At 76.5% G+C, this 20871-nt stretch carries 18 protein-coding genes; 12 read left to right on the plus strand and 6 right to left on the minus strand.

Going from position 1 to position 20871, the window contains the following annotated elements:
- Positions 1-38: 38 nt before the first annotated feature.
- The 4 genes from ABWK59_RS15600 to ABWK59_RS15615 are packed head-to-tail and all read right to left on the minus strand — an operon-like array spanning position 39 to position 5379.
- Positions 39-461 carry a hypothetical protein gene (locus ABWK59_RS15600; RefSeq protein ID WP_354641184.1) on the minus strand — a complete coding sequence of 141 codons (423 nt, stop codon included), beginning with the start codon at positions 459-461 and terminating at the stop codon, positions 39-41.
- A complete protein-coding gene (locus ABWK59_RS15605; RefSeq protein ID WP_354641185.1) occupies positions 458-1753 on the minus strand; it encodes an SUKH-4 family immunity protein in 1296 nt (431 codons plus the stop codon). The genes ABWK59_RS15600 and ABWK59_RS15605 overlap by 4 nt, the downstream gene beginning before the upstream one ends.
- Positions 1753-4962 carry a toxin glutamine deamidase domain-containing protein gene (locus ABWK59_RS15610; RefSeq protein ID WP_354641186.1) on the minus strand — a complete coding sequence of 1070 codons (3210 nt, stop codon included), beginning with the start codon at positions 4960-4962 and terminating at the stop codon, positions 1753-1755. The genes ABWK59_RS15605 and ABWK59_RS15610 overlap by 1 nt, the downstream gene beginning before the upstream one ends.
- Positions 4963-5016: 54 nt before the next feature.
- On the minus strand, positions 5017-5379 hold the full coding sequence (locus tag ABWK59_RS15615; RefSeq protein WP_354641187.1) for a WXG100 family type VII secretion target: 363 nt from the start codon (positions 5377-5379) through the stop codon (positions 5017-5019).
- 251 nt (positions 5380-5630) lie between these two features.
- Between ABWK59_RS15615 and ABWK59_RS15620 the strand changes: the two genes are divergently transcribed.
- Positions 5631-6485: a hypothetical protein gene (locus ABWK59_RS15620; RefSeq protein ID WP_420492785.1), complete on the plus strand. Its 855-nt coding sequence runs from the start codon at positions 5631-5633 to the stop codon at positions 6483-6485.
- Positions 6486-6505: 20 nt separating this feature from the next.
- Here the strand turns inward: ABWK59_RS15620 and ABWK59_RS15625 are convergent, their stop codons facing one another.
- The gene (locus ABWK59_RS15625) at positions 6506-7669 is read right to left on the minus strand and encodes an NADH-quinone oxidoreductase subunit D (RefSeq protein WP_354641188.1); all 1164 of its coding nucleotides are present in this window, start codon (positions 7667-7669) and stop codon (positions 6506-6508) included.
- Positions 7666-8670, minus strand: coding sequence for an SAM-dependent methyltransferase (locus ABWK59_RS15630; protein WP_354641189.1), 1005 nt, complete (start codon positions 8668-8670; stop codon positions 7666-7668). The genes ABWK59_RS15625 and ABWK59_RS15630 overlap by 4 nt, the downstream gene beginning before the upstream one ends.
- A gap of 106 nt (positions 8671-8776) precedes the next feature.
- Here ABWK59_RS15630 and ABWK59_RS15635 point away from each other — a divergent pair, with 106 nt between their 5' ends.
- The 11 genes from ABWK59_RS15635 (at position 8777) to ABWK59_RS15685 (ending at position 20670) form a co-directional block, all read left to right on the plus strand.
- On the plus strand, positions 8777-10030 hold the full coding sequence (locus ABWK59_RS15635; protein ID WP_354641190.1) for a sensor histidine kinase: 1254 nt from the start codon (positions 8777-8779) through the stop codon (positions 10028-10030).
- Between the two features lie 14 nt (positions 10031-10044).
- Positions 10045-10734, plus strand: coding sequence for a response regulator transcription factor (locus ABWK59_RS15640; RefSeq protein WP_354641191.1), 690 nt, complete (start codon positions 10045-10047; stop codon positions 10732-10734).
- A gap of 92 nt (positions 10735-10826) precedes the next feature.
- The gene (locus ABWK59_RS15645) at positions 10827-11762 is read left to right on the plus strand and encodes a Rossmann-like and DUF2520 domain-containing protein (protein WP_354641192.1); all 936 of its coding nucleotides are present in this window, start codon (positions 10827-10829) and stop codon (positions 11760-11762) included.
- A complete protein-coding gene (gene panC, locus ABWK59_RS15650) occupies positions 11762-12670 on the plus strand; it encodes a pantoate--beta-alanine ligase (RefSeq protein WP_354641193.1) in 909 nt (302 codons plus the stop codon). Before ABWK59_RS15645 ends, panC begins: the two co-directional genes overlap by 1 nt.
- Before the next feature lie 51 nt (positions 12671-12721).
- Positions 12722-13168 (plus strand): aspartate 1-decarboxylase, encoded by a 447-nt coding sequence (panD, locus tag ABWK59_RS15655; protein WP_354641194.1) that lies wholly within the window; start codon positions 12722-12724, stop codon positions 13166-13168.
- 16 nt (positions 13169-13184) lie between these two features.
- Entirely contained in the window at positions 13185-14846 is a 1662-nt protein-coding gene (locus ABWK59_RS15660) for an L-aspartate oxidase (RefSeq protein WP_354641195.1), read from the plus strand.
- A 78-nt stretch (positions 14847-14924) separates the two neighbouring features.
- Positions 14925-15887, plus strand: a complete 963-nt coding sequence (gene nadC / locus ABWK59_RS15665; protein ID WP_354641196.1) for a carboxylating nicotinate-nucleotide diphosphorylase — start codon at positions 14925-14927, stop codon at positions 15885-15887.
- A 26-nt stretch (positions 15888-15913) separates the two neighbouring features.
- Positions 15914-16708: a type III pantothenate kinase gene (locus ABWK59_RS15670; RefSeq protein ID WP_354641197.1), complete on the plus strand. Its 795-nt coding sequence runs from the start codon at positions 15914-15916 to the stop codon at positions 16706-16708.
- Between the two features lie 196 nt (positions 16709-16904).
- A complete protein-coding gene (locus ABWK59_RS15675) occupies positions 16905-18320 on the plus strand; it encodes a peptidoglycan-binding domain-containing protein (protein WP_354641198.1) in 1416 nt (471 codons plus the stop codon).
- Positions 18317-19342 carry an ATP-binding cassette domain-containing protein gene (locus ABWK59_RS15680; protein ID WP_354641199.1) on the plus strand — a complete coding sequence of 342 codons (1026 nt, stop codon included), beginning with the start codon at positions 18317-18319 and terminating at the stop codon, positions 19340-19342. Before ABWK59_RS15675 ends, ABWK59_RS15680 begins: the two co-directional genes overlap by 4 nt.
- Complete coding sequence (locus ABWK59_RS15685) at positions 19339-20670, plus strand: ABC transporter permease (RefSeq protein ID WP_354641200.1); 1332 nt, start codon at positions 19339-19341, stop codon at positions 20668-20670. The genes ABWK59_RS15680 and ABWK59_RS15685 overlap by 4 nt, the downstream gene beginning before the upstream one ends.
- The last annotated feature ends 201 nt before the right edge of the window (positions 20671-20871 follow it).

Below are 20871 nucleotides of genomic sequence, written 5' to 3' on the forward strand. Positions count from 1 at the left end.
GGAGGAGTAGCCCTCGCGCGGCCTCCCGGAGGCACGGGTCAGTAGGAGTCGCGCCCCGGGCAGTGGTCCGGGCCGTACGGGGTGCCCGCGTTGACGGCCGCCACCACCAGGAAGGTGAGGAACACCGCGATCCCGGCGAAGGCCAGCATCGCGCCGAACCGCTGGAGCGGCCGCGCGTTCGGCGTGAGGCGGTGGCCGAGGCCCGCGGCCACCGCTCCGGCCAGGAAGGAGAAGCAGGTCCCGCAGAGGAAGATCAGGCCCAGCGAGACGTTGAGCGAGGCGTCCAGGTGGCCCATGCACTCCCGCCAGGTCCCGGCCACCGAGCGGGAGGCCCCGCTTCCCGCCAGCACGGCCAGCGGGAACAGCAGGACGACGATGGCGGCGACCGCGGCGGCCTGCCGCTTGGGCTCGTTCACCGGGGTGGGGTGCACGGTGGCGGCGTTCATCTCGGTGGGGTTCACAGCAGCCCGCACCAGAGCTGCTCGACGATGACCGCCCACCAGTTCTCCGGGTCGGAGAAGACGGTGCGGTCCAGGGCGGCGAGGGCCCACTGGAGTTCGGCCACGGCCGGGCCGGCGGTCTGCGGGTCGAGGCCGCGCAGCCGCGGGTAGCGCTCGGCGAAGAGGGCGAGGCAGCGGATGAAAGCCGTCAGGTCGGTGTTGCAGTAGCGGGCGGTGGCGTAGTCGGGGTCGACCGCGCGGACCCGGCCCTGGGCGGTGTCCACGGTGATCAGGGCCCAGCCGTCGGTACCGATCAGCAGCTGGCCCAGCAGCGCCTTGCGGGCCTCGGCGGTGGCCCGCTCGCCGCGGCCGAGGGCGGCCAGGTGGCCGGCCAGGTCGGGCAGGACGGTGCCGTCCGCGGTGCCGTCCGCGACGCCGTCCGGCTCGGGGTGGTGCAGCGAGAAGAAGCCCTCGACGGTCCGCGGCAGGCCGAGGTCGAGCAGCGGCCCGGCGACGGCCTCCGGCAGGTCGGCGTCGGCCACCGCCGCGGGGTCGAAGCGGCGCACGCCGTCCGGGCCGAACCGCTCGGCGAGGCGGGCGGCGAGGGCGGCGGCCGGCTCCGGCTGGGCGGGCGGGACGGCGGCCGGGAACGGCACCCGGTTCATCGGCGGCAGCCCACCGCGCTCCCGCCGGCCGTCCAGGGCCCGGACGGCCGCCGCGCGCTGGTCGAAGTGCGGGCCGTGGGCGAGGTCGTAGCCGACCGGGACCTCGGGCAGCTGGGAGCCGATGACGTACGCCCAGTAGCCGCCGGGCAGCATGCCGAGCCGCAGGTCGGTGTGGAGGCCGAGGACGTCCTCGGCGGCGACGCCCTGCTCGCGCAGGCGCTGCCAGGCGCGCAGGGCGGGGTGCGGCAGGCCGAGTTCGGAGTCGACCGCGAGGGTCTGCTCGGCGCCCTCCTTGCCGCGGTAGGTGAGGGTGGCCCGGGTGCCGGGCCCGGTGACCGGGGGCAGCACGGGGTTGTAGCTGCCGGCGCCGAGCCTGTCGCGGTAGAGCCGGATCACCTCGCCGACCGGGACGGAGGGCCAGACGGTGAGTTCGCCGGTGACCCGGTCGACCACGGCGCAGGCGGCGCCGATCTCCTCCGGGGCGCGGCGCTCGCCGGTCAGCGGGTCGATCTGGATCGGCGGGGGCTCCGGCCACACCACCCAGCCGAGGTCGAACTCGTGCGACAGGACCGGCCGCACGCCCTCCGGGGGGAGCGCGCCGTTGACCCAGCGGTGGGCGGCCTCGACGGCCTGCTCACGGGTGATCATCAGCGGGTGCTCCTCGGACGGGCGGCGGTGCGGTGGACGGTCAGGCGCGAGCGCGGCGCCGCCGGCTCGGGTGCGGCGGGCGCCGGCTCGGCCGCGGGCTCGGGCTCGGTGGCGGCGGCCCTCGCGGGCTCCGGCTTCGCGGGCTCGCCGGCGGGCTCGGCGGGGGCGGGCGCGGCGGGGGCAGGCTCCGGCGCGGGCGGCGCGGTGGCCGTCCTGGGGGCCGGAGCCGGGGCAGGGGTGCTCGGGACGGCGACCGTGCTGGGGGCTTCGGTCAGGTCGACCGGGCGCCGCTCGGCGTCCAGGGCGATCGCCCAGAGGCCCTGCTCGGCCCGGTACAGCGGGGTGTCCGACTGCCGTCCGGTCTGCGGGTCGAGGTAGCCGAGCACCCCCTCGTGGTTGACCGCGTTCCAGGTGTGCGACCGCCCGAACTCGTCGAGGGTGAGCAGCACCGCCTGCGCGCCGTGCCCGGTGAACAGCAGCGACCGGGCCAGCCGCTCCAGGGCCGCCGGGCCGTCGCCGAGGTCGAGGAAGCGGGTGCCCAGCTCGCTCTCGGCGCGGTCGCGGCCGCCGCGCTCGCCGGCCGGGCCGTCGGGCAGTCGGGGCGCGCCGCAGGTGGGGTTGCTGGCGTAGCCCTCGACGGTGGACAGGGCGAGGTCCACGCAGTTGTTGGCACGGCCCGGCTCGCGGTAGCCGCCGCCGTTGACCGCCTCGGTCCAGGCCCCGGCGCGCGGGTCCGGATGCACGGCGGGGACGCCGTCGAGGCCGAGCGGGGCACGGCGGACGGACTCGGCCTGGTGGGCCGGGTCGACCGGGCCGAGCCCGCCGGGCTGCCCGTACGGGCGGCTGTCGGCCAGGGTGCCGGGTCGGCGCGGGGCGCCCGGGGCGCCGTCGCCGGTCCGGCGGGAGGTCTGCACGACCAGCCAGGCGGCGGACGCCTGGCCGGGGTGGACCGGCAGGCCGTTGCCACCCGCGGTGGGGGTGTCGAAGCCCTCCGGCCGGCGGCGGTACTCGGCGTACGGCTCCATCCGGACCGGGCCGGGGTTGGCGGGCTGCTGGCCGATGCCGCCGCCACCGGGGGCGGGGGCGGCGGGGGTCCGGGCGCCGGAGCCGGGGTGCGGCCCGACGACGACCGCGGCGGCGCTGCCGCCCTGGCCGCCCTGGCCGGGCTGCCCGGCGAGGGGGGCGCCGACCACCGAGCCGGCGGCCGGGGCCGCGCCCGGCTGGCCGGGGACGGCACCCGCGGCCGGGCCGGCCGCACCACCGGGCGCCGCCGGACCGGGAGCCGGGACGCCCGCGCCCGCGCCGACCGGGGGCACCGCGCCGGGCGCGCCGCCCACGGTGCCGCCGGCGGGCACACCGGCCGCGCCGCCGGCGGGAACGCCCGCCGAGCCGCCGCCGACCGGGCCGAGCTGGAAGCCGCCGCCCGAACCGGCGGAGCCGCCGGGGCCCACGGGTCCGGCCGGCTCGGGACGCCAGCCGCCGCCGGAGGGGCCGTCACCACCGCCGAGGACCGGCGAGGGCGCCGGGGGCGCCATCGCGACCGAGTCGGTGTGGACCGAGATCGGGCCGCGCACGTGGTGCGAGGGCGCGGGCGAGGGGTCGGGATCGAAGCCGCCGGAGACGTCGACGGCGGCCTGGGTCTGGAACCCGGAGGATCCCCAACCGCCGCTGCTGCCGCCGCCGTTGCCGCGGGCGCCGTGGTCGCCGCCGAACGGGCGGGGGCCCTGGTCGCCGTTGCCGCCGAAGCCGGCGCCCGCGTGGACGCCGCTCTCGGCGTCGGGCTGGAGGCCCGTACCGAGGTCGCCGGCGGCCGTCCGCAGGTCGAGGTCGACGCCGTGCGGGCCGACCTGGGTGTCCACGCCGAGGACGGGCTTGCCGTCCTTGCCGAGGCCGTGCCCGTCGCCGGGGCCCAGCGGGCCGCCGGGGCCCGTCTTGGTCCGGTCCGGGCCGCCGTCGGGGCCGTCCGGGCCGACCGCGGTGCCCGGCAGGCCGCCGGGCAGGCCGTCCAGGCGGTGGCCGTCGCCGTCCAGGCCGACGACGTGGCCCTCCTTGTCGGCCAGCAGGCGGCCGTTGGTGCCGATGGCCATCGCCACGACCGGCAGGCCGTCCTCGCCGACCACGGCGGGCCGCCCGTCCCCGCCGAGCAGCGGCTGCCCGTCGGGACCGAGGGTGAGCTTGAGGCCGGTGTCGCCGAGGTCGCCCTCGGCGGAGACCAGCAGGGGCTTGCCGTCGGCGCCGACCATCGGCTTGCCGTCCGCGCCGACCGCGAGGCCGGTGACCTCCCGGCCGGCGGCGTCGACCAGCACCGGCTTGCCGTCCGGGCCGATCTCGGGCTTGCCGTCCTCGCCCACGGCGAGGCTCAGGCCCTTCACCCCGCTCACGGTGGTGCCGTCGGGGGCGACCAGCACCGGGTTGCCGTGGCGGTCGGTGACCACCTTGCCGTCCGGGCCGACCTTGGCGCTGAGCGCGGTGACCCCGGACACGGCGGCGGACCCGGCGATCGCCCCGGCGCCCAGGGCGCCCTCCAACTGGCCGGAGGCGCGGGCGGCGCTCATCGTCCGGTACTCGCCGTGCAGGCCGCGGCCGTCCGCCTGGGCTATCCGCTCCAGCGCGGTGACCGCGGGCTCCTTGACGGCGGCCTGCACCGCGTCGCGCATCTCCCGGCCGAGCTCGTGCAGCAGGCCGATCACCTTGAGCTTGGCGACCTCCACGGCAGCGGCCTCGGCCACCTCCGCTACCGCGCCCTTGACCGTGCCGGCCACCTTGTCGACCAGCCCGCCGACGCCACACCCCGCGGTGTCCACCTGGGTCTTGGCGGCGGCCTCGGCCGCGTCGTCCTTCTCGATCTCCGCGGCCAGCTCGGTGAGGACGGAGACCAGCTCCGCCTTGCAGTGGTCGGCGGCCGCGGCGGCCTTGTCGAAGGCGTGGGCCATCGCCTCGGCCGCGCCGTGCGCGTCGTCGAGGTGGCCGCGTCCGCCGCCGGAGAAGTTCCGCCAGTGCTCGCCGAACGCCTCGACGGCACGGCCCGAGTTCTCGCCGGTGACCCGCTGGGCCGAGTCCCCGCCGCGGCGCGAAAGCCGCTCGGCCTCGGCGCCGAACTCCCGCCACAGCCCGGCGGCCCGGCGCAGCCCGTCCTCGTCCGCCTCCGGCCAGCGCTGGCCGAGTCGGGCCAGGACCGGGGCGAGCTCCTCCGGCAGCTTCCTGGACACGTTGGGGTCCCCCTTCGGGTGGTACGGATCGGGCGGGTCTGGCGCTGTGTCAGCTCAGACCGCGGTGGGACGGTGTCCGGTTCCGCCGCCGTTCGGCAGCCCGGCCTCCAGGCCGGAGAAGTCGGCCCGGACGTCGCCGTCGTTGCGCTCGGCGTTGTCCGCCATGGTGTGCAGCCCCGCGCCGATCTTCCGCAGCCGCTCGGAGAGCCCCTGCAGCCCGCCCAGCACGCCCTCCCGGGCCTCGCCGTACGCGTGGCCGAACCCGGTGCCCGGCTCGTCCGCGCCCCAGGGGGTGCCGAGGCCCGCCAGCCGGTTCTCCAGATCGAGCGCGGCCCGCCCGAAGTCGTTCGAGATGTTCTCGAACTCCCGCCCCTCGCCGTGGACTTCCCACGGCTTGATGACGACCTTGTCCGCCATCCCCGTCCCCCGTCTCTCTCGCCGGCGCCCCGCGCCGACCCCCTGAGGGCGCCATCCTAGGCCCCGGATCGGACGCGCCCGCCGGGCCGTCCGGCTTTTCACAGCGGCTTCACGGAGACCGGACGCGCCCGTCACGGGACGCTCCGCGGACGAACGGCGGTCCGGCCGGCGCGGAAGCCGGAACGAACCGGGACAATCGGCCCGGCCCCCGGGAAGCGTCCGAACGGGGCCGAGGCCATACCCTTGGCAGCGTGGCAGCAGCTGAGAGCGCGAAGAGCAAGAACAAGAAGAAGGCCGGGAAGAGCGGGGCCGTCGATCTCGCGATGCCGACGATCCGCCCCGAGGTGCCGCTCGACTTCCCGCGCGCCTGGGTGGAGTTCGCCGACCCCGAGGACGAGGACCAGGTCTTCCGCTGCGACCTGACCTGGCTCACCTCCGGCTGGGGCTGCATCTTCGGCAACGGCTGCCACGGCATCCGGCCCGGCCGCGGGGCCTCGGACGGCTGCTGCACGCTCGGCGCCCACTACTCCGACGAGGACGACGAGCGGCGGGTCGCCGAGCACGCGGCCCGGCTCACCCCCGACATCTGGGAGAACCGCGCGCACGGCACCGACGCCAAGGGCCGGATCAAGCTCGACGGCGGCATCACCATGTTCGACGAGGACGGCGACCGGCAGACCCGCCGGATCGACGGCGCCTGCCTCTTCCGCAACGGCCCCGGGTTCCCCGGCGGGGCCGGCTGCTCGCTGCACATCCTCGCCCTGAAGGAGGGCCGGGAGCCGCTGGAGACCAAGCCGGACGTCTGCTGGCAGCTGCCGATCCGCCGCACCTACGACTGGATCGACCGGCCGGACGACACCCGCTACCTCCAGGTGAGCATCGGGGAGTACGACCGGCGCGGGTGGGGACCGGGCGGGCACGACCTGCACTGGTGGTGCACCGGCAGCCCCGAGGCGCACAACGCCCCCGACCCGGTGTACGTCAGCTACCGGGCCGAGCTGACCGAGCTGATGGGGGCCGCCGCGTACAAGGTCCTGGCCGACCTCTGCGAACAGCGCATCGCCACCGGCGCCCACCGCACCCTCGCCCCGCACCCGGCCGACTGAGCGCCCAGGCGGCCCGGGGGCTACTTGTCGATGTCGCCGACGACGAAGAACATCGAGCCGAGGATGGCGACCATGTCGGCGACCAGGGTGCCGGGCAGCAGCTCGGTCAGGGCCTGGATGTTGTTGTACGAGGCGGACCGCAGCTTGAGCCGCCACGGGGTCTTGTCGCCGCGGGAGACCAGGTAGTAGCCGTTCACGCCGAGCGGGTTCTCGGTCCAGGCGTAGGTCTCGCCCTCGGGGGCCTTGAGGACCTTGGGCAGCCGCTGGTTGACCGGGCCGGGCGGCAGCTCGGCCAGGCGGTCGAGGCAGGCGTCGGCGAGGGTGAGGGCGTTGACGGTCTGCTCCAGCAGGCACTCGAACCGGGCCAGGCAGTCGCCCTCCTCGCGGACGGCCACCGACAGGACGTCCTGCAGCTCGCCGTAGGCCAGGTAGGGCTCGTCCCGCCGCAGGTCGAAGTCGACGCCGCTGGCGCGGGCGATCGGGCCGCTGACCCCGTACGCGTGGACGTGCTCGCGGGAGAGCACCCCGACACCGGCGGTGCGGCCGCGGAAGATCTCGTTGCCGAGGACGAGGTCCTCGAAGACCGGGAGCTGGGAGCGGACGGTGGCGACAGCGGTGCGGACCCGGCCGAGCCAGCCGGCGGGGAGGTCCTCCTTGAGGCCGCCGACCCGGTTGAACATGTAGTGCATGCGGCCGCCGGAGGCCTCCTCCAGCACGTGCTGGAGGTCCTCGCGGCTGGCGAAGGCGTGGAAGATCGGGGTGATCCCGCCCAGCTCCAGCGGGTACGAGCCGAGGAACATCAGGTGGTTGAGCACCCGGTTGAGCTCGGCCAGCAGGGTGCGCAGCCAGACGGCTCGCTCGGGCACCTCCATGCCGAGCATCCGCTCGACGGCGAGCACCACGCCCAGCTCGTTGGAGAAGGCGGAGAGCCAGTCGTGCCGGTTGGCCAGCATGATGATCTGCCGGTAGTCCCGGGCCTCGAAGAGCTTCTCGGCGCCGCGGTGCATGTACCCGATCACCGGCTCGGCGGCGACGATGCGCTCGCCGTCCAGCACCAGCTTCAGGCGCAGCACGCCGTGGGTGGACGGGTGCTGCGGGCCGATGTTGAGCACCATGTCGCTGGTGCCCAGCTCTCCCGTGAGCGTCTGGGCGCCTGCACCGATGCCGACCGTGGTCTCCCTCATGGCATCAGAGTCTGCCACCCCGGGAGGGCGGCGAGGGCCGCCGGTACCGGCATGCGGACAGCCTGGGCGAGCCAGCCGAATCCGCCGAGGCCGCCCGGGTCGGTGAGCTCGGCGGCCTCGCCGGCCGCGGAGAGGGCGCGGAGGTAGCCGGCGGGGTCGGTGGTGGCGAGGGCCAGCGGCGGCCGGCCGCCGTGGAGGCCGAGCGCGTGCAGGGCCTCGCGCTGGGTGGTCCGCAGGGTGGGGAGGCCGGGGGCGGCGGCGGAGTCCAGGGCGACGTGGGCGGTGACGTCGCAGCTGCCGTCCGGGACGGGCGGCACCTCGCGGCCGGCCCGGAAGCCGGTGAGGGTGCCGAAGGGCGGCCGGGTGGCGCGGGTGTGGGCGTAGTCCACGGCGACGGCGAGGCCGCGGTCGAGGGCGCCGACGGCGGCGGCCCAGGCCTCGTCGCGGGGGCCGCCCAGTTCGATCCGCTCGCCCTCGGGCCACCACTGCCCGGCCCAGCGGGCGTCGGCCGCGCCGAGTTCGGCGCCGAGCCGCTCCTCGCCCTCCGGGGAGACCTCGACGTAGCGCAGCCGGCCGTCCTCGTCGCGTTCGGCGACGTCCAGCGGCACGTTGTCCAGCCACTCGTTGGCGAAGAGCAGGCCGGTGGCGCCCTCGGGGACGCGGTCGGTCCACTCCACCCGGTCGGGCAGGCCGGCGGGCCGGTCGGCGAGTTCGACGGCGTACGGGCGCAGCCGGGCGGCGGCGTGGGCGGGGAGGGCGGCGAGCACGCCGGTGAGGAGTTCGCCGCGGCCGGCCCCGACGTCGATCAGGGCGAGTTCCGCCGGGCGGCCGAGGGCCTCGTCCACCTCGGTGAGGAGCCGGGCGACCGCCGCGGCGTACCGGGGTGATGCGTGCACGGAGGTCCGGAAGTGCCCGGCGGGGCCCTCCGACCTGCGGTAGAAGCCGCCGTCCGGCCGGTAGAGGGCGTGCTCGGTGGCGGGCCGCCAGCGCATCCAGTCCATGCGGGGGACGTTAGCCGAGGTGGGGGCCGTCTCCACCCTGCGGAGTAGGACCGGATCGCCCTCCCGGCGGACTTGGGGGCGGCCCCGGACTCCCTAGGCTTGAGGCGTGCATCGACTCAACGCCTGGCTCCGACGACACCCGATGGTGGTCGACTCCGTCTGGGCGCTGCCGGTCCTCTTCCTCGGGCTGCTGTCCGACCTGGCGTACTTCGACGACCCCTCGACGACCGAGGCCCAGGCCTGGGGCGGGGTCGTGGTCTCGCTGCTGGTCGCCGTGCTGATGGTGCTCCGCCGGCGGTACCCCAGTGCCACCGCGGCGGCCGGGGTGGGCCTCGGCCTCACCCAGATCGTGGCCCACGTCAACCCGGGCGCCTCCAGCATCGGCTACCTGGTTCTCGCGTACACGGCGGCGGCGTTCGGGGCGCCGTGGGCGTCGAGACTGGTGATGGTGGCGGGGCTGGCGGCGGGGCCGCTGACCATGTGGCGGTTCGACGAGTCCGGGGACCAGCCGGCGGCCTCCGATCTGGCCACCGACCTGCCGCCGCCGAACCCGCCGAGCTTCTGGCAGCAGGCGTTCATCTCGGTGCTGATGTCCACCCCCTTCATCCTGTGCTGGGCGTGGGGCCGGCTGACCCGGGTCCGGGCGGCGTACCTGGTGGAGCTGGAGGACCGGGCGTCCCGGCTGGAGCGGGAGCGGGACGCCAAGGCGAAGGTGGCGGTGGCCGCCGAGCGAGCCCGGATCGCCCGGGAGCTGCACGACGTGGTGGCGCACAACGTCTCGGTGATGATCGTCCAGGCGGACGGCGCCGCGTACGTACTGGACAACTCGCCGCAGCAGGCCAAGGAGGCGCTGGGCACCATCGCCTCCACCGGGCGGCAGGCGCTGGTGGAGATGCGCCGGCTGCTGGGCGTGCTGCGGACCACCGAGACCGCCGAGGAGTACGTGCCGCAGCCGGGGGTGGAGGAGCTGCCCGAGCTGCTGGAGCAGGTCCGCGCGGCGGGCCTGCCGGTGGAGTTCGCCACCAGCGGCGAGGCCCGCGACCTGCCGCGCGGCCTGGAGCTGACGGTCTACCGCATCGTCCAGGAGGCGCTGACCAACGTCCGCAAGCACGGCGGCCCCGGGGTCCGGGCCCGGGTGGCCGTGGACTTCCGGGAGCGCGACCTGGAGGTCCTGATCGAGGACGACGGCCGCGGCACCACCGACGACCAGCTGACCGCGGGTGGTGAGGACGGGCTCGGACATGGTCTGATCGGCATGCGGGAGCGGGTCGGCATGGTCAGCGGCAGCCTGGACGTCGGGCCGCGGCCCGGCGGAGGCTTCCGGATCCGCGCAGTGCTCCCCCTCAAGGCGTCCAAGTGAACGGAGTCCCGACCGTGCCCATCCGCGTGATGCTCGTCGACGACCAGGAGCTGCTGCGCACCGGCTTCCGGATGATCCTGCAGTCCCAGGGCGACATCGAGATCGCCGCCGAGGCGGGTGACGGCGCCCAGGCGCTGGAGGTGCTGAAGGGCACCGAGGTCGACGTGATCCTGATGGACGTCCGGATGCCGCGCCTGGACGGGGTGCAGGCCACCCGGCGGATCTGCCTGGACGCCGAGGGCTCGCCGCTGCCGGGCGCCCCGCACGTGCTCATCCTCACCACCTTCGACCTGGACGAGTACGCCTTCGCGGCGCTCAAGGCCGGGGCGAGCGGCTTCCTGCTGAAGGACGTGCCGCCGACCGAGCTGGTGGCGGCGATCCGGGCGGTGCACGGCGGCGACGCGGTGGTGGCGCCGACCACCACCCGCCGCATGATCGACCGTTTCGCCGAGGTGCTGCCGACCCCGGCCACGGCCGGCGGGCCGCCGGTGCTGGCGCCGCTCACCGAGCGGGAGCGCGAGGTGTTCCTGCTGGTCGCCCAGGGCCTGTCGAACGGCGAGATCGCCGCCCGGCTGACCCTCTCCGAGGCGACCGTGAAGACCCACGTCGGCCGGATCCTGGCCAAGCTCGGCCTGCGCGACCGGGTCCAGGCCGTGGTGCTGGCGTACGAGAACGGTCTGGTGCGGGCCGGAGAGCCGCTGTAGGGGTGCCGTAGGGAGGTTCCGGCGCGCGCGGCTGCCCGTACCATGGGGCGGTACGTCTGGTACCCGCAGAGGACTGGAACGGAAAAAGAGCCGTGCACCCTGATTTCGGCGCACCCGCCGATCCCTTCGGCGACCCCGCGGACCCCGGCAACCGGCCCGCCCGGCTGGCCGTCGGCGTGGTCGGCACCGGCCGGGTCGGCCCGGCGCTGGGCGCCGCGCTGCAACTGGCCGGCCACCGGGTGGTGGCCGCCTCCGGCGTGTCCTCGGCCAGCCGCCGGCGGGCCGAGGCGCTGCTGCCGGGCGTCCGCCTGGTGACCCCGCCGCAGGTGCTGGCCGCCGCCGACCTGGTGCTGCTGACCGTGCCGGACGACGTGCTGGCCGAGCTGGTCGCCGGGCTGGCCTCGACCGGCGCGATCCGGCCCGGCCAGATCGTGGTGCACACCTCGGGGGCGCACGGCGTCGCCGTCCTGGAGCCCGCGGCGCGGGCCGGGGCGCTGCCGCTGGCGCTGCACCCGGCGATGACCTTCACCGGCACCTCGGTGGACGTGGCCCGGCTGGCCGGCTGCCCGTTCGGGGTGACCGCGCCCGAGGAGCTGCGGCCGGTGGCCGAGGCCCTGGTGGTGGAGATGGGCGGCGAGCCCGCCTGGGTGCCGGAGCAGGTCCGGGCGATGTACCACACGGCCCTGGCACACGGCGCGAACCACCTGGTCACCCTGGTCGCCCAGGCCATGGAGCTGCTGCGGGCGGCGGGCGTGGCGGAGCCCGGCCAGATGCTCGGCCCGCTGCTCGGCGCGGCCCTGGACAACGCCCTGCGCTCGGGCGACCTCGCGCTGACCGGCCCGGTGGCGCGCGGCGACGGCGGGACGGTCCGCCGCCACCTGGAACAGCTCGCTACGGTGGCCCCGGACATCGGGCAGGCGTACCGGGCGATGGCCCGGGCCACCGCGCAGCGCGCCGTCCGGAGCGGGACGCTGAAGCCGGAGCCGGCGGCGGCGCTGCTGGACGTACTCAACGAGGAGAACCACTGATGGCGGGGAAGAACCAGCGCGGCCGGCAGGCGGCGAAGGCGCCGAAGGTCCACACGGCGGAGCTGACGCACACCGTCGAGGACTTCGAGTCCGCGTTCTGGCCGGACGAGCAGCCGGTGGACAACGCGGTGGTGATGACCATGGGCGCGCTGCACGAGGGCCACGCCGCGCTGATCCGGGCCGCCCGCAAGCAGGTGGGCCGGGACGGCCGGGTGGCGGTGACGGTGTTCGTCAACCCGCTGCAGTTCGGCGCCGGCGAGGACCTGGACCGCTACCCGCGGTCCCTGGAGGCCGACGTGAAGCTGGCCGCCGAGGCCGGCGCCGACGTGGTCTTCGCGCCGAGCGGCGAGGAGGTGTACCCGAACGGCGAGCCGCTGGTGCGGCTGGCGGCCGGCCCGATGGGCGAGCGGTTCGAGGGCGCCAGCCGGCCCGGTCACTTCGACGGCGTGCTGACCGTGGTGGCCAAGCTGCTGCACATCACCGACCCGGACTTCGCCTTCTTCGGCGAGAAGGACGCCCAGCAGCTGGCGATCGTCCGCCGGATGGTGGCCGACCTGGACTTCGACGTGGAGATCGTCGGCGTCCCGACCGTCCGCGAGGAGGACGGCCTGGCGCTGTCCTCGCGCAACCACTACCTGTCCGAGCAGGAGCGCGGGCAGGCGCTGGCGCTGTCCCGGGCGCTGTTCGCCGGACGGGACGCGGGCGCCCGCGGCGCGCAGGCCGTCCGCGAGGCCGCCTCCGCCGCCCTCGACGCCGCCGAGGGCGTCGACCTCGACTACCTCGCCCTGATCGACCCGGACGCCTTCACCGAGGCGCCGGACGACTTCCGGGGCGAGGCGGTGCTGGCCGTCGCCGCCAGGGTGGGCTCGACCCGCCTGATCGACAACGTCCGCATCATCGTCCGGTAAGGCATGCACTCGCCCCCGGCCCACCGGGGGCACTCCCAGGAGGCGTGACCCATGATCCGCACCATGCTCAAGTCCAAGATCCACCGTGCCACCGTCACCCAGGCCGACCTGCACTACGTCGGGTCGGTCACGGTGGACGAGGACCTGCTCGACGCCGCCGACCTGCTCCCCGGTGAGCTGGTCCACATCGTCGACATCAACAACGGCGCCCGGCTGGAGACGTACACCATCGCCGGGCCGCGCGGCACGGGGGTGATAGGCATCAACGGCGCCGCGGCCCGTCTGGTGCACCCCGGCGACCTGGTGATCCTCATCGCCTACGGGCAGATGGAGACCGCCGAGGCCAAGGCGTACCTGCCGAAGGTGGTCTTCGTCGACGGCGACAACAAGATCACCTCGATCGGCCCGGACGCCGCCGACGCCCCCGAGGGCGCCGGACTGCTCCGGGGCGACCAGGCGTACCGTGGCGGGGATGCGGCCCCGGCCGCCGCGCACTGAAGGAGCAGTTGAACCCATGTCGTACCGCCTGACCGCCCCCGCCCCCGGCTGGACCAGCACCACCGACGTCGTCGTGGTCGGGTCCGGCGTCGCCGGCCTGACCGTCGCGCTCAACGTCCGCAAGGCCGGCCTGCGGGCGATGGTGGTCACCAAGGCGATGCTCGACGACGGCTCCACCCGCTGGGCCCAGGGCGGCATCGCGGCCGCCCTGGGCGAGGGGGACACCCCCGAGCAGCACCTGGACGACACCCTGGTGGCCGGCGCCGGGCTGTGCGACGAGGACGCGGTCCGGGCCCTGGTCACCGAGGGACCGGACGCGGTCCGCCGGCTGATCGGCATAGGCGCCGCCTTCGACCTGGACGCCGAGGGCGAGATCCTGCTGACCCGCGAGGGCGGTCACCACCGCCGCCGGATCGCCCACGCCGGCGGCGACGCCACCGGCGCCGAGATCTCCCGCGCCCTGGTCTCCGCGGTCCGCAGCGACCCGGGCCTGGAGCTGATCGAGCACGCCCTGGTGCTGGACCTGCTGACCGACGCGGCGGGCCACGCCGCCGGGATCACCCTGCACGTGATGGGCGAGGGCCAGCGGGACGGCGTCGGCGCGATCCGGGCCCGCGCGGTGGTGCTCGCCACCGGCGGCATGGGCCAGGTCTACTCCGCCACCACCAACCCGGCCGTCTCCACCGGCGACGGCGTGGCCCTGGCGCTGCGCGCCGGGGCCGAGGTCACCGACCTGGAGTTCGTGCAGTTCCACCCGACCGTCCTCTTCCTCGGCCCGGACGCCGAGGGCCAGCAGCCGCTGGTCTCCGAGGCGGTCCGCGGCGAGGGCGCGTACCTGGTCGACCGCGACGGCGTCCGCTTCATGGTCGGGCAGCACGAGCTGGCCGAGCTGGCGCCCCGGGACATCGTCGCCAAGGCGATCACCCGCCGGATGCTCGAGCAGGGCACCGCGCACATGTACCTGGACGGGCGGCACTTCGGCGCCGCGATGTGGGCCGAGCGGTTCCCGACCATCCTCGCCTCCTGCCGCGCGCACGGCATCGACCCGGTCACCGACCTGATCCCGGTCGCCCCCGCCTCGCACTACGCCTCCGGCGGCATCCGCACCGACCTGCACGGCCGCACCACGGTTCCCGGCCTGTACGCCTGCGGCGAGGTCGCCTGCACCGGCGTCCACGGCGCCAACCGGCTCGCCTCCAACTCCCTGCTGGAGGGCCTGGTCTTCGCCGAGCGGATCGCCGCCGACCTCGCCGACCTGCACGCCGCCGGCGCCCTGCCCGAGCGCGCGGTGGACGTGGCCGGCGCCCGGGCCGCCCACGCGGTGCCGCTGCTCGCGCCCGAGGCGCGGGCCGAGATCCAGCGGCTGATGTCCACCGGCGCCGGCGTGATCCGCTCGGCCGCCTCCACCGCCGCCACCGCCGCCGGGCTGGCCCGCCTGGCCGAGGAGGCCCGGACCCACACCGCCGAGGAGAAGCCCGCCGACCCGCGGGTGGAGACCTGGGAGTCCACCAACCTGCACCTGGTCGCCGGCGCGCTGGTCGCGGCGGCGGCGCTGCGGGAGGAGACCCGCGGCTGCCACTGGCGCGAGGACCACCCCGACCGCGACGACACCCACTGGCACCACCACCTCGTCACCACCCTCGACGAGGACGGCCTGAAGGTGGCGGCCCGGCCGTGACCGGCGGGCGCACGCTGCCGGAGACAGGGGCGCGTGGGTGACCCACTCAGCGTCACAAACCTTGCAAGGAGCATTCCGATGACCCACGACGAACTTCCGCTCGCCTCCGCCGGCGGCTGCGGCGACGGCTGCGCCTGCGGCGAGGGCGAGGCGTACGAGACCGGCCTGGACCCGGCGCTCGCCGCGCTGCTGGAGGAGGCCGGCCTGGACCCGGTCGAGGTCGAGGACATCGCCTCGCTGGCGCTGGGCGAGGACCTGGCCGGCGGCGAGGACGTCACCTCGGTCGCCACCGTCCCGGCCGACGCGGTGGCCACCGCGGACTTCACCGCCCGCCAGGCGGGCGTGGTGGCCGGTCTGCGGATCGCCGAGGCCGTGGTCTCGCTGGTCTGCGAGGAGGAGTTCGAGGTCGAGCGGCACGTCGAGGACGGCGCCCGGGTCGAGGCCGGCCAGGTGCTGCTGTCGGTCCGCAGCCGGACCCGCGACCTGCTGACCGCCGAGCGCAGCGCGCTCAACCTGCTCTGCCACCTGTCGGGCATCGCCACCGCCACCCGGGCGTGGGCGGACGCCCTGGAGGGCACCGGCGCGGTGGTCCGCGACACCCGCAAGACCACCCCGGGCCTGCGCGCGCTGGAGAAGTACGCGGTCCGCGCGGGCGGTGGCGCCAACCACCGGATGGGGCTGTCCGACGCGGCGCTGGTGAAGGACAACCACGTGGTGGCGGCCGGCGGCGTGGCCGAGGCGTTCAAGGCGGTCCGGGCCATGTACCCCGAGCTGCCGGTGGAGGTCGAGGTCGACACCCTGGAGCAGATCCCGCCGGTCCTGGAGGCGGGCGCGGACCTGATCCTGCTGGACAACTTCCCCGTCGAGCGGCTGAAGCAGGCCGTCGAGCTGGTGGCGGGCCGGGCGAAGCTGGAGGCTTCCGGCGGTCTGACCCTGGCCACCGCGCGCGAGGTCGCCGAGACTGGTGTCGACTACCTCGCCGTCGGGGCCCTGACGCACTCCTCGCCGATCCTCGACATCGGCCTGGACCTCCGCGCCTGACCACCCCTCACCGCAGAAAGCAGCCCATGCTCCTGACCATCGACGTCGGCAACACCCAGACCACGCTCGGCCTGTTCGACGGCGAGGAGATCGTCGAGCACTGGCGGATCTCCACCGATCCGCGCCGCACGGCGGACGAACTGGCCGTGCTGCTGCAGGGGCTGATGGGTGCGCACCCGATCGTCTCCGCCTCCGACCGGGTGGAGGGTCTGGCGATCTGCTCCTCGGTGCCCGCCGTGCTCCACGAGCTCCGCGAGGTGACCCGCCGCTACTACGGCGACGTCCCCGCGGTGATCGTGGAGCCGGGGGTGAAGACCGGGGTGCACGTCCTGATGGACAACCCCAAGGAGGTCGGCGCCGACCGGATCGTGAACGCGCTGGCCGCCAACAGCCTGTACGGCGGCCCGTGCATCGTGGTCGACTTCGGCACCGCCACCACCTTCGACGCGATCAACGAGCGCGGCGACTACGTGGGCGGCGCGATCGCCCCCGGCATCGAGATCTCGGTGGAGGCGCTCGGTGTCCGGGGCGCCCAGCTCCGCAAGATCGAGCTGGCCCGTCCGCGGAACGTGATCGGCAAGAACACCGTCGAGGGCATGCAGTCCGGCATCCTGTACGGCTTCGCGGGCCAGGTCGACGGCCTGGTGAACCGGATGGCCAAGGAGCTGGCCAAGGACCCGAGCGACGTCCAGGTGATCGCCACGGGCGGGCTGGCCCCGCTGGTCCTCGGCGAGGCCGAGGAGATCGACGTCCACGAGCCCTGGCTCACCCTGATCGGCCTGCGGCTGATCTACGAGCGCAACCGGCCCGCCACCGCCTGATCCGGCGGGTCGCCGCGGCCGGTCCGACCCCGGAGGTCCCGGGGGGACCGGTCGGCCCGACAATTCCGCCCACCTGGCCGCACCCCCGCGCGCCGCCGCCGCCCTCGGCGGACGGCAGACGAAGCTGGTCGAACAGACCGACCGGCCTCGCGAGTCCGTTCGCAGGGGTCCGGGTGCCCGAGGGCCAGGAGGGCGGATGGGTGCGATCGAGGAACCGGGGGCCGGCGGCGCCCCCGGGGCACCGCCGACCGAGCCGGACGAACCCGCCGGGCCCACCGGCCGCCGCCGGCGGGTCCTGCTGTACGCGGTGGCCACCGCCGTCCTGGTGTCGGCGGCCGGGGTGGGCGCCGGCGCGGTGATCAGGTCCTCGGCCCAGGTCGCCGCCGAACAGCCGCCGCCCCCCGCCGACGTGCTGACCGCCGCGGTGGAACGGCGGGTGCTGGTGGACTCGGTGGTGCTGCGCGGTCAGGTCACCGCCGTCCAGACCGTGGTGGTGACACCCGTCCCGCCGGGCGGGGGCCGGGCGGTGATCACCCGGCTGCCCGTCCCGGCCGGCGGCTCGGTGGAACCGGGCCGCCCGATCGCCGAGGTGTCCGGCCGGCCGGTGTTCGCCCTGCCCGGCGAGCTGCCGGTCTACCGCGACCTGCGGCCCGGCACCACCGGGCCGGACGTGAAGCAGCTTCAGCAGGCCCTGGAGACCCTCGGGTTCACCTCGGCCGGCGACGCCCCCGGCACGTACGGGCCGAAGACCGCGGCGGCCGTGAAGTCCTTCTACACCTCCCAGGGCTACGACCCGCTGCCCGCCCAGCCCGACGGTCCGGCCCGGGTGGCCGCCGCCGAGGACGCCGTCACCGCCGGCCAGCGGGCCGTGGAGGACGCCCGGGACGCCCGGCGCGCGGCCGCCGGCACCTCGGGCTCCACGGCCGCCCGGCGGAAGGAGACCCGCGCCACCGAGGACCTCACCAAGCTGCGCCAGCGGCTCACCGAGGCCCAGGACGCCGCGGCGGCGATGGTCCCGGCGACCGAGGTGGTCTACCTGACGGGGTTCCCGGCCCGGGTGGACGCGGTGGCCGGCCGGATCGGCGGCGACGTGACCGGCGGCCTGCTGACCGTCTCGGCCGGGGCCCTGGTCGCCAAAGCCACGCTGACCCCGGCCCAGAAGCGGCTGGTCCAGGTCGGCCAGACCGCCAGCATCGTCTCCGAGCAGAACGGGCTCACCACCACGGCCACGGTCGCCTCGGTCTCGGACGGACAGCTCACCGGCCCCGGTACCGGGACGGCCGACGGCGGCGGGACCGGGCCGCAGACGGCCTTCCAGATGGTCCTCCAGCCGGGCCGCCCGCTCGACCCCGGATCGCTGGGCGAGGAGGTCCGGCTGACCGTCCAGGCGGCGGCCTCCACCGAGCCGGTGCTGGTCGTCCCGGTCTCCGCGGTCGCCTCCACCCCGGACGGGAAGACCCAGGTGACGGTGGTCCGGGACGGGCGGCGGGAGCAGGTGGAGGTGGTCTGCGGGATGACCGGCGGCGGCAGCGTCGAGGTCCGGCCGGTGGAGGGCGCCGTGCTGGCCGACGGGGAGCAGGTGGTGGTCGGCGTCCGGAACGGTCCGGCGTGAGCACCCCCGTCGTCGAGTTCCGCGAGGTCGGCCTGACCCTGCCGGGGCCGCCCCCGGCGACCGTCCTCGGCCCGTGCGGGCTGACCGTCCGGCCCGGCGAGTACCTCGCGGTCACCGGGCCGCCCGGGGAGGGCCGGTCCGCGCTGGTCGACCTGCTCGGCCTGCTCACCGCCCCGACCCGCGGCCGCTACCTGCTGGACGGGGTGGACACCACCGCGCTGACCGATCGCCGGCGCTCGGCCCTGCGCGGCCGCCGGATCGGCCTGCTGCGCACCGCGGACCTGCTGATGCCCGACCGCACCGCCGCCGAGAACGCCGCCCTGGCCCTGCTCTACACCGCCGACCGCGGGACCCGCCGCCCGGCCGAGCGGCTGGCCGCGGCCGGGGAGGCGCTCGCCCGGGTCGGCCTCGCCGCCCGCGCCGCCCGGCCCGTCCGCGGGCTCACGCCCGGCGAACGGCGGCGGGTCGCCCTCGCCCGGGCCCTCGCCGCCGACCCGGTGCTGCTGGTGTGCGAGGAACCGTCCGGCGGCCTGGCCCCGCAGGACGCCGAGCACCTCCTCGACCTGATGGACGGGCTCAACGCCGACGGCCTGACCGTGGTCCTGGCCACCGGGGACGGCTCGGTGGCCGCCCGGGCCGACCGGGTGGTCACGGTCCGGGGCGGCGTGCTGCGGGACCTCGGGTGGCACGGCGGCGGTGTGTGGCGGGGCGGCCCGCCGGCGGGCCGGGACGGGTCGCCCGGGGGCTGGTCGAACGCGTCGCCCGACGGGTGGTCGAACAGGTGGTCCGACGGGTGGTCGGACGGCTGGTCCGAGGAGTGGCCGGAGCCCGAGGAGGAGGGGTGGGCCGAACCGGACACCCTGGTCGACCCGGCGGCCTGGGCCGAGCCTGACGGCTGGTCGGGTCAGACCGGCCGGTCCGGGCTCGTCGGCTGGTCCGCGCCGGGCGACCGGTCCGGGCGGAGCGGCCGGGGCCCGGACGAGGGGCCCGACGCTTACGAGGAGGAGGTGGGGGCGCGATGACGCTCCGTCCGCTCCACGGGGACGGCGACCGGCCGCCCCGCCGGTTCGCCCGGCTGCGGCGGCGGCGCCGTCAGGGCGGCCGGCGCGAGGGTCCCCGCCGGCGCCTCGGACCCGCCGGGCCGTCCGTGCCGTCCTCCCGGCTGGGGCCGCGCGACCTGGTCGCCGAGGCGGTCGGCGACCTGCTCGACCGGCCCGGGCGGACGGCGGCGGCCGGGCTGGGCGTGGTGCTGGGCATCGGCGCCCTGGTCGCCGCCCTCGGCCTCGGCTCCACCACGGCCTCGCAGTACGACGGCCGGTTCTCGGTGGCCGCCGCCACCACCGTCACCGTGGAGGGCGCGTCCGACCTGCCCGCCGCCTTCCCGGCCGACGCCGAGTACCGGGTGACCCGGCTGCGCGGGGTGCGGGCCGCCGGGCTGTACTGGAGCGTCGGCACGGACGGGGCCGAGGTGTCCGCCACCCAGGAGGCCCCCGGCACCGGACGGACCCCCGTGCTCGCCGCCTCCGCCGGGGCACTGGAGGCCGCCGCCCCGCACCTGGTCCAGGGCCGGCTCTTCGACGGCTGGCACGACGCCACGGCGCAGCGGGTGGCCGTCCTCGGTGCGGAGACCGCCGCCCGGCTGGGCATCACCTCGCTGGCGGCGCGGCCCGCCGTCTACATCGCCGACCAGCCGTTCGCGGTCATCGGGATCACCGACGGCGGCGGCCGCGGGCCCGAGCTGCTGCGCTCGGTGACCATCCCGCGGGGCACCGCCGCGCTGCTCTTCGGCGGGCCTGTTGCCGCGCCCGCCCGGATGCTGGTCGCCACCCGGGCCGGGGCGGCCGAACAGATCGCCGCCGAGGTCCCGGTGGCGCTGGATCCGACCCGGCCCGACCAGTTCCGCGCCCTGCCGCCGCCGGATCCGCGCACCCTGCGCTCCCCCGTCCCCGGCGTCCCGGAGCGGACCGTGCTGCTCGCCGCCGGGTGCGGTCTGGCCGCCGGTACCGCCGTGCTCGCCCTGGCCGCCCTCCTGGGAGTGCGGCGGCGCGCCGGGGAGATCGGGCTGCGCCGGGCCCTCGGTGCGGCCCGGCGGCACGTCCTGGCCCAGGTGCTGGCCCGGACCACGGCGGTCGGCCTGCTGGCCGCACCGACCGGGGCCGCGCTCGGGGTGCTCGCGGTGCTGGGCGTCGTCCTGGCGCACGGCTGGACGGCCCGGATCAGTCCGTGGGCGGTCCTCGCCGCCCTGCCCGCCGGGCTGCTCGCGGGCCTGCTGGCCGGGCTCCCGGCCGCCCTCGGGGCCGCCCGCAGCAGCCCCGCCCGGTCGCTGCGGCGCGCCGCGCCCCGGCCCTGAGCGGCCTCCCTCCGGGAGGCGCGGGCGTCGCGGTGGGTGACCGCCGCGGCGGCGCACCGGGGCGGCCGCGACTCCCCGGCCCCACCCGCCGCGGGCGAGCCGACGGGGTGCTGCGCCGCAGGTCACGGCCGGGTCGGGAAGTCCGCCGAATCAGATCAACCGCAGATACGCCGATCGGGACAGACGCGCTCGCCAATCGCC

The sequence above is a fragment of the Kitasatospora sp. HUAS MG31 genome (assembly GCF_040571325.1).
GTDB classification, from domain to species: Bacteria; Actinomycetota; Actinomycetes; order Streptomycetales; family Streptomycetaceae; genus Kitasatospora; species Kitasatospora camelliae.

Excerpts from the sequence above, each read along its gene's own strand:
- ABWK59_RS15685 (WP_354641200.1), top strand. The coding sequence starts at position 19,339 with ATGACGCTCCGTCCGCTCCACGGGGACGGCGACCGGCCGCCCCGCCGG.
- ABWK59_RS15615 (WP_354641187.1), bottom strand. The coding sequence starts at position 5,379 with ATGGCGGACAAGGTCGTCATCAAGCCGTGGGAAGTCCACGGCGAGGGG.
- ABWK59_RS15660 (WP_354641195.1), top strand. The coding sequence starts at position 13,185 with ATGTCGTACCGCCTGACCGCCCCCGCCCCCGGCTGGACCAGCACCACC.
- panC (WP_354641193.1), top strand. The coding sequence starts at position 11,762 with ATGGCGGGGAAGAACCAGCGCGGCCGGCAGGCGGCGAAGGCGCCGAAG.
- ABWK59_RS15625 (WP_354641188.1), bottom strand. The coding sequence starts at position 7,669 with ATGAGGGAGACCACGGTCGGCATCGGTGCAGGCGCCCAGACGCTCACG.
- ABWK59_RS15630 (WP_354641189.1), bottom strand. The coding sequence starts at position 8,670 with ATGGACTGGATGCGCTGGCGGCCCGCCACCGAGCACGCCCTCTACCGG.
- ABWK59_RS15675 (WP_354641198.1), top strand. The coding sequence starts at position 16,905 with ATGGGTGCGATCGAGGAACCGGGGGCCGGCGGCGCCCCCGGGGCACCG.
- panD (WP_354641194.1), top strand. The coding sequence starts at position 12,722 with ATGATCCGCACCATGCTCAAGTCCAAGATCCACCGTGCCACCGTCACC.
- nadC (WP_354641196.1), top strand. The coding sequence starts at position 14,925 with ATGACCCACGACGAACTTCCGCTCGCCTCCGCCGGCGGCTGCGGCGAC.
- ABWK59_RS15670 (WP_354641197.1), top strand. The coding sequence starts at position 15,914 with ATGCTCCTGACCATCGACGTCGGCAACACCCAGACCACGCTCGGCCTG.
- ABWK59_RS15605 (WP_354641185.1), bottom strand. The coding sequence starts at position 1,753 with ATGATCACCCGTGAGCAGGCCGTCGAGGCCGCCCACCGCTGGGTCAAC.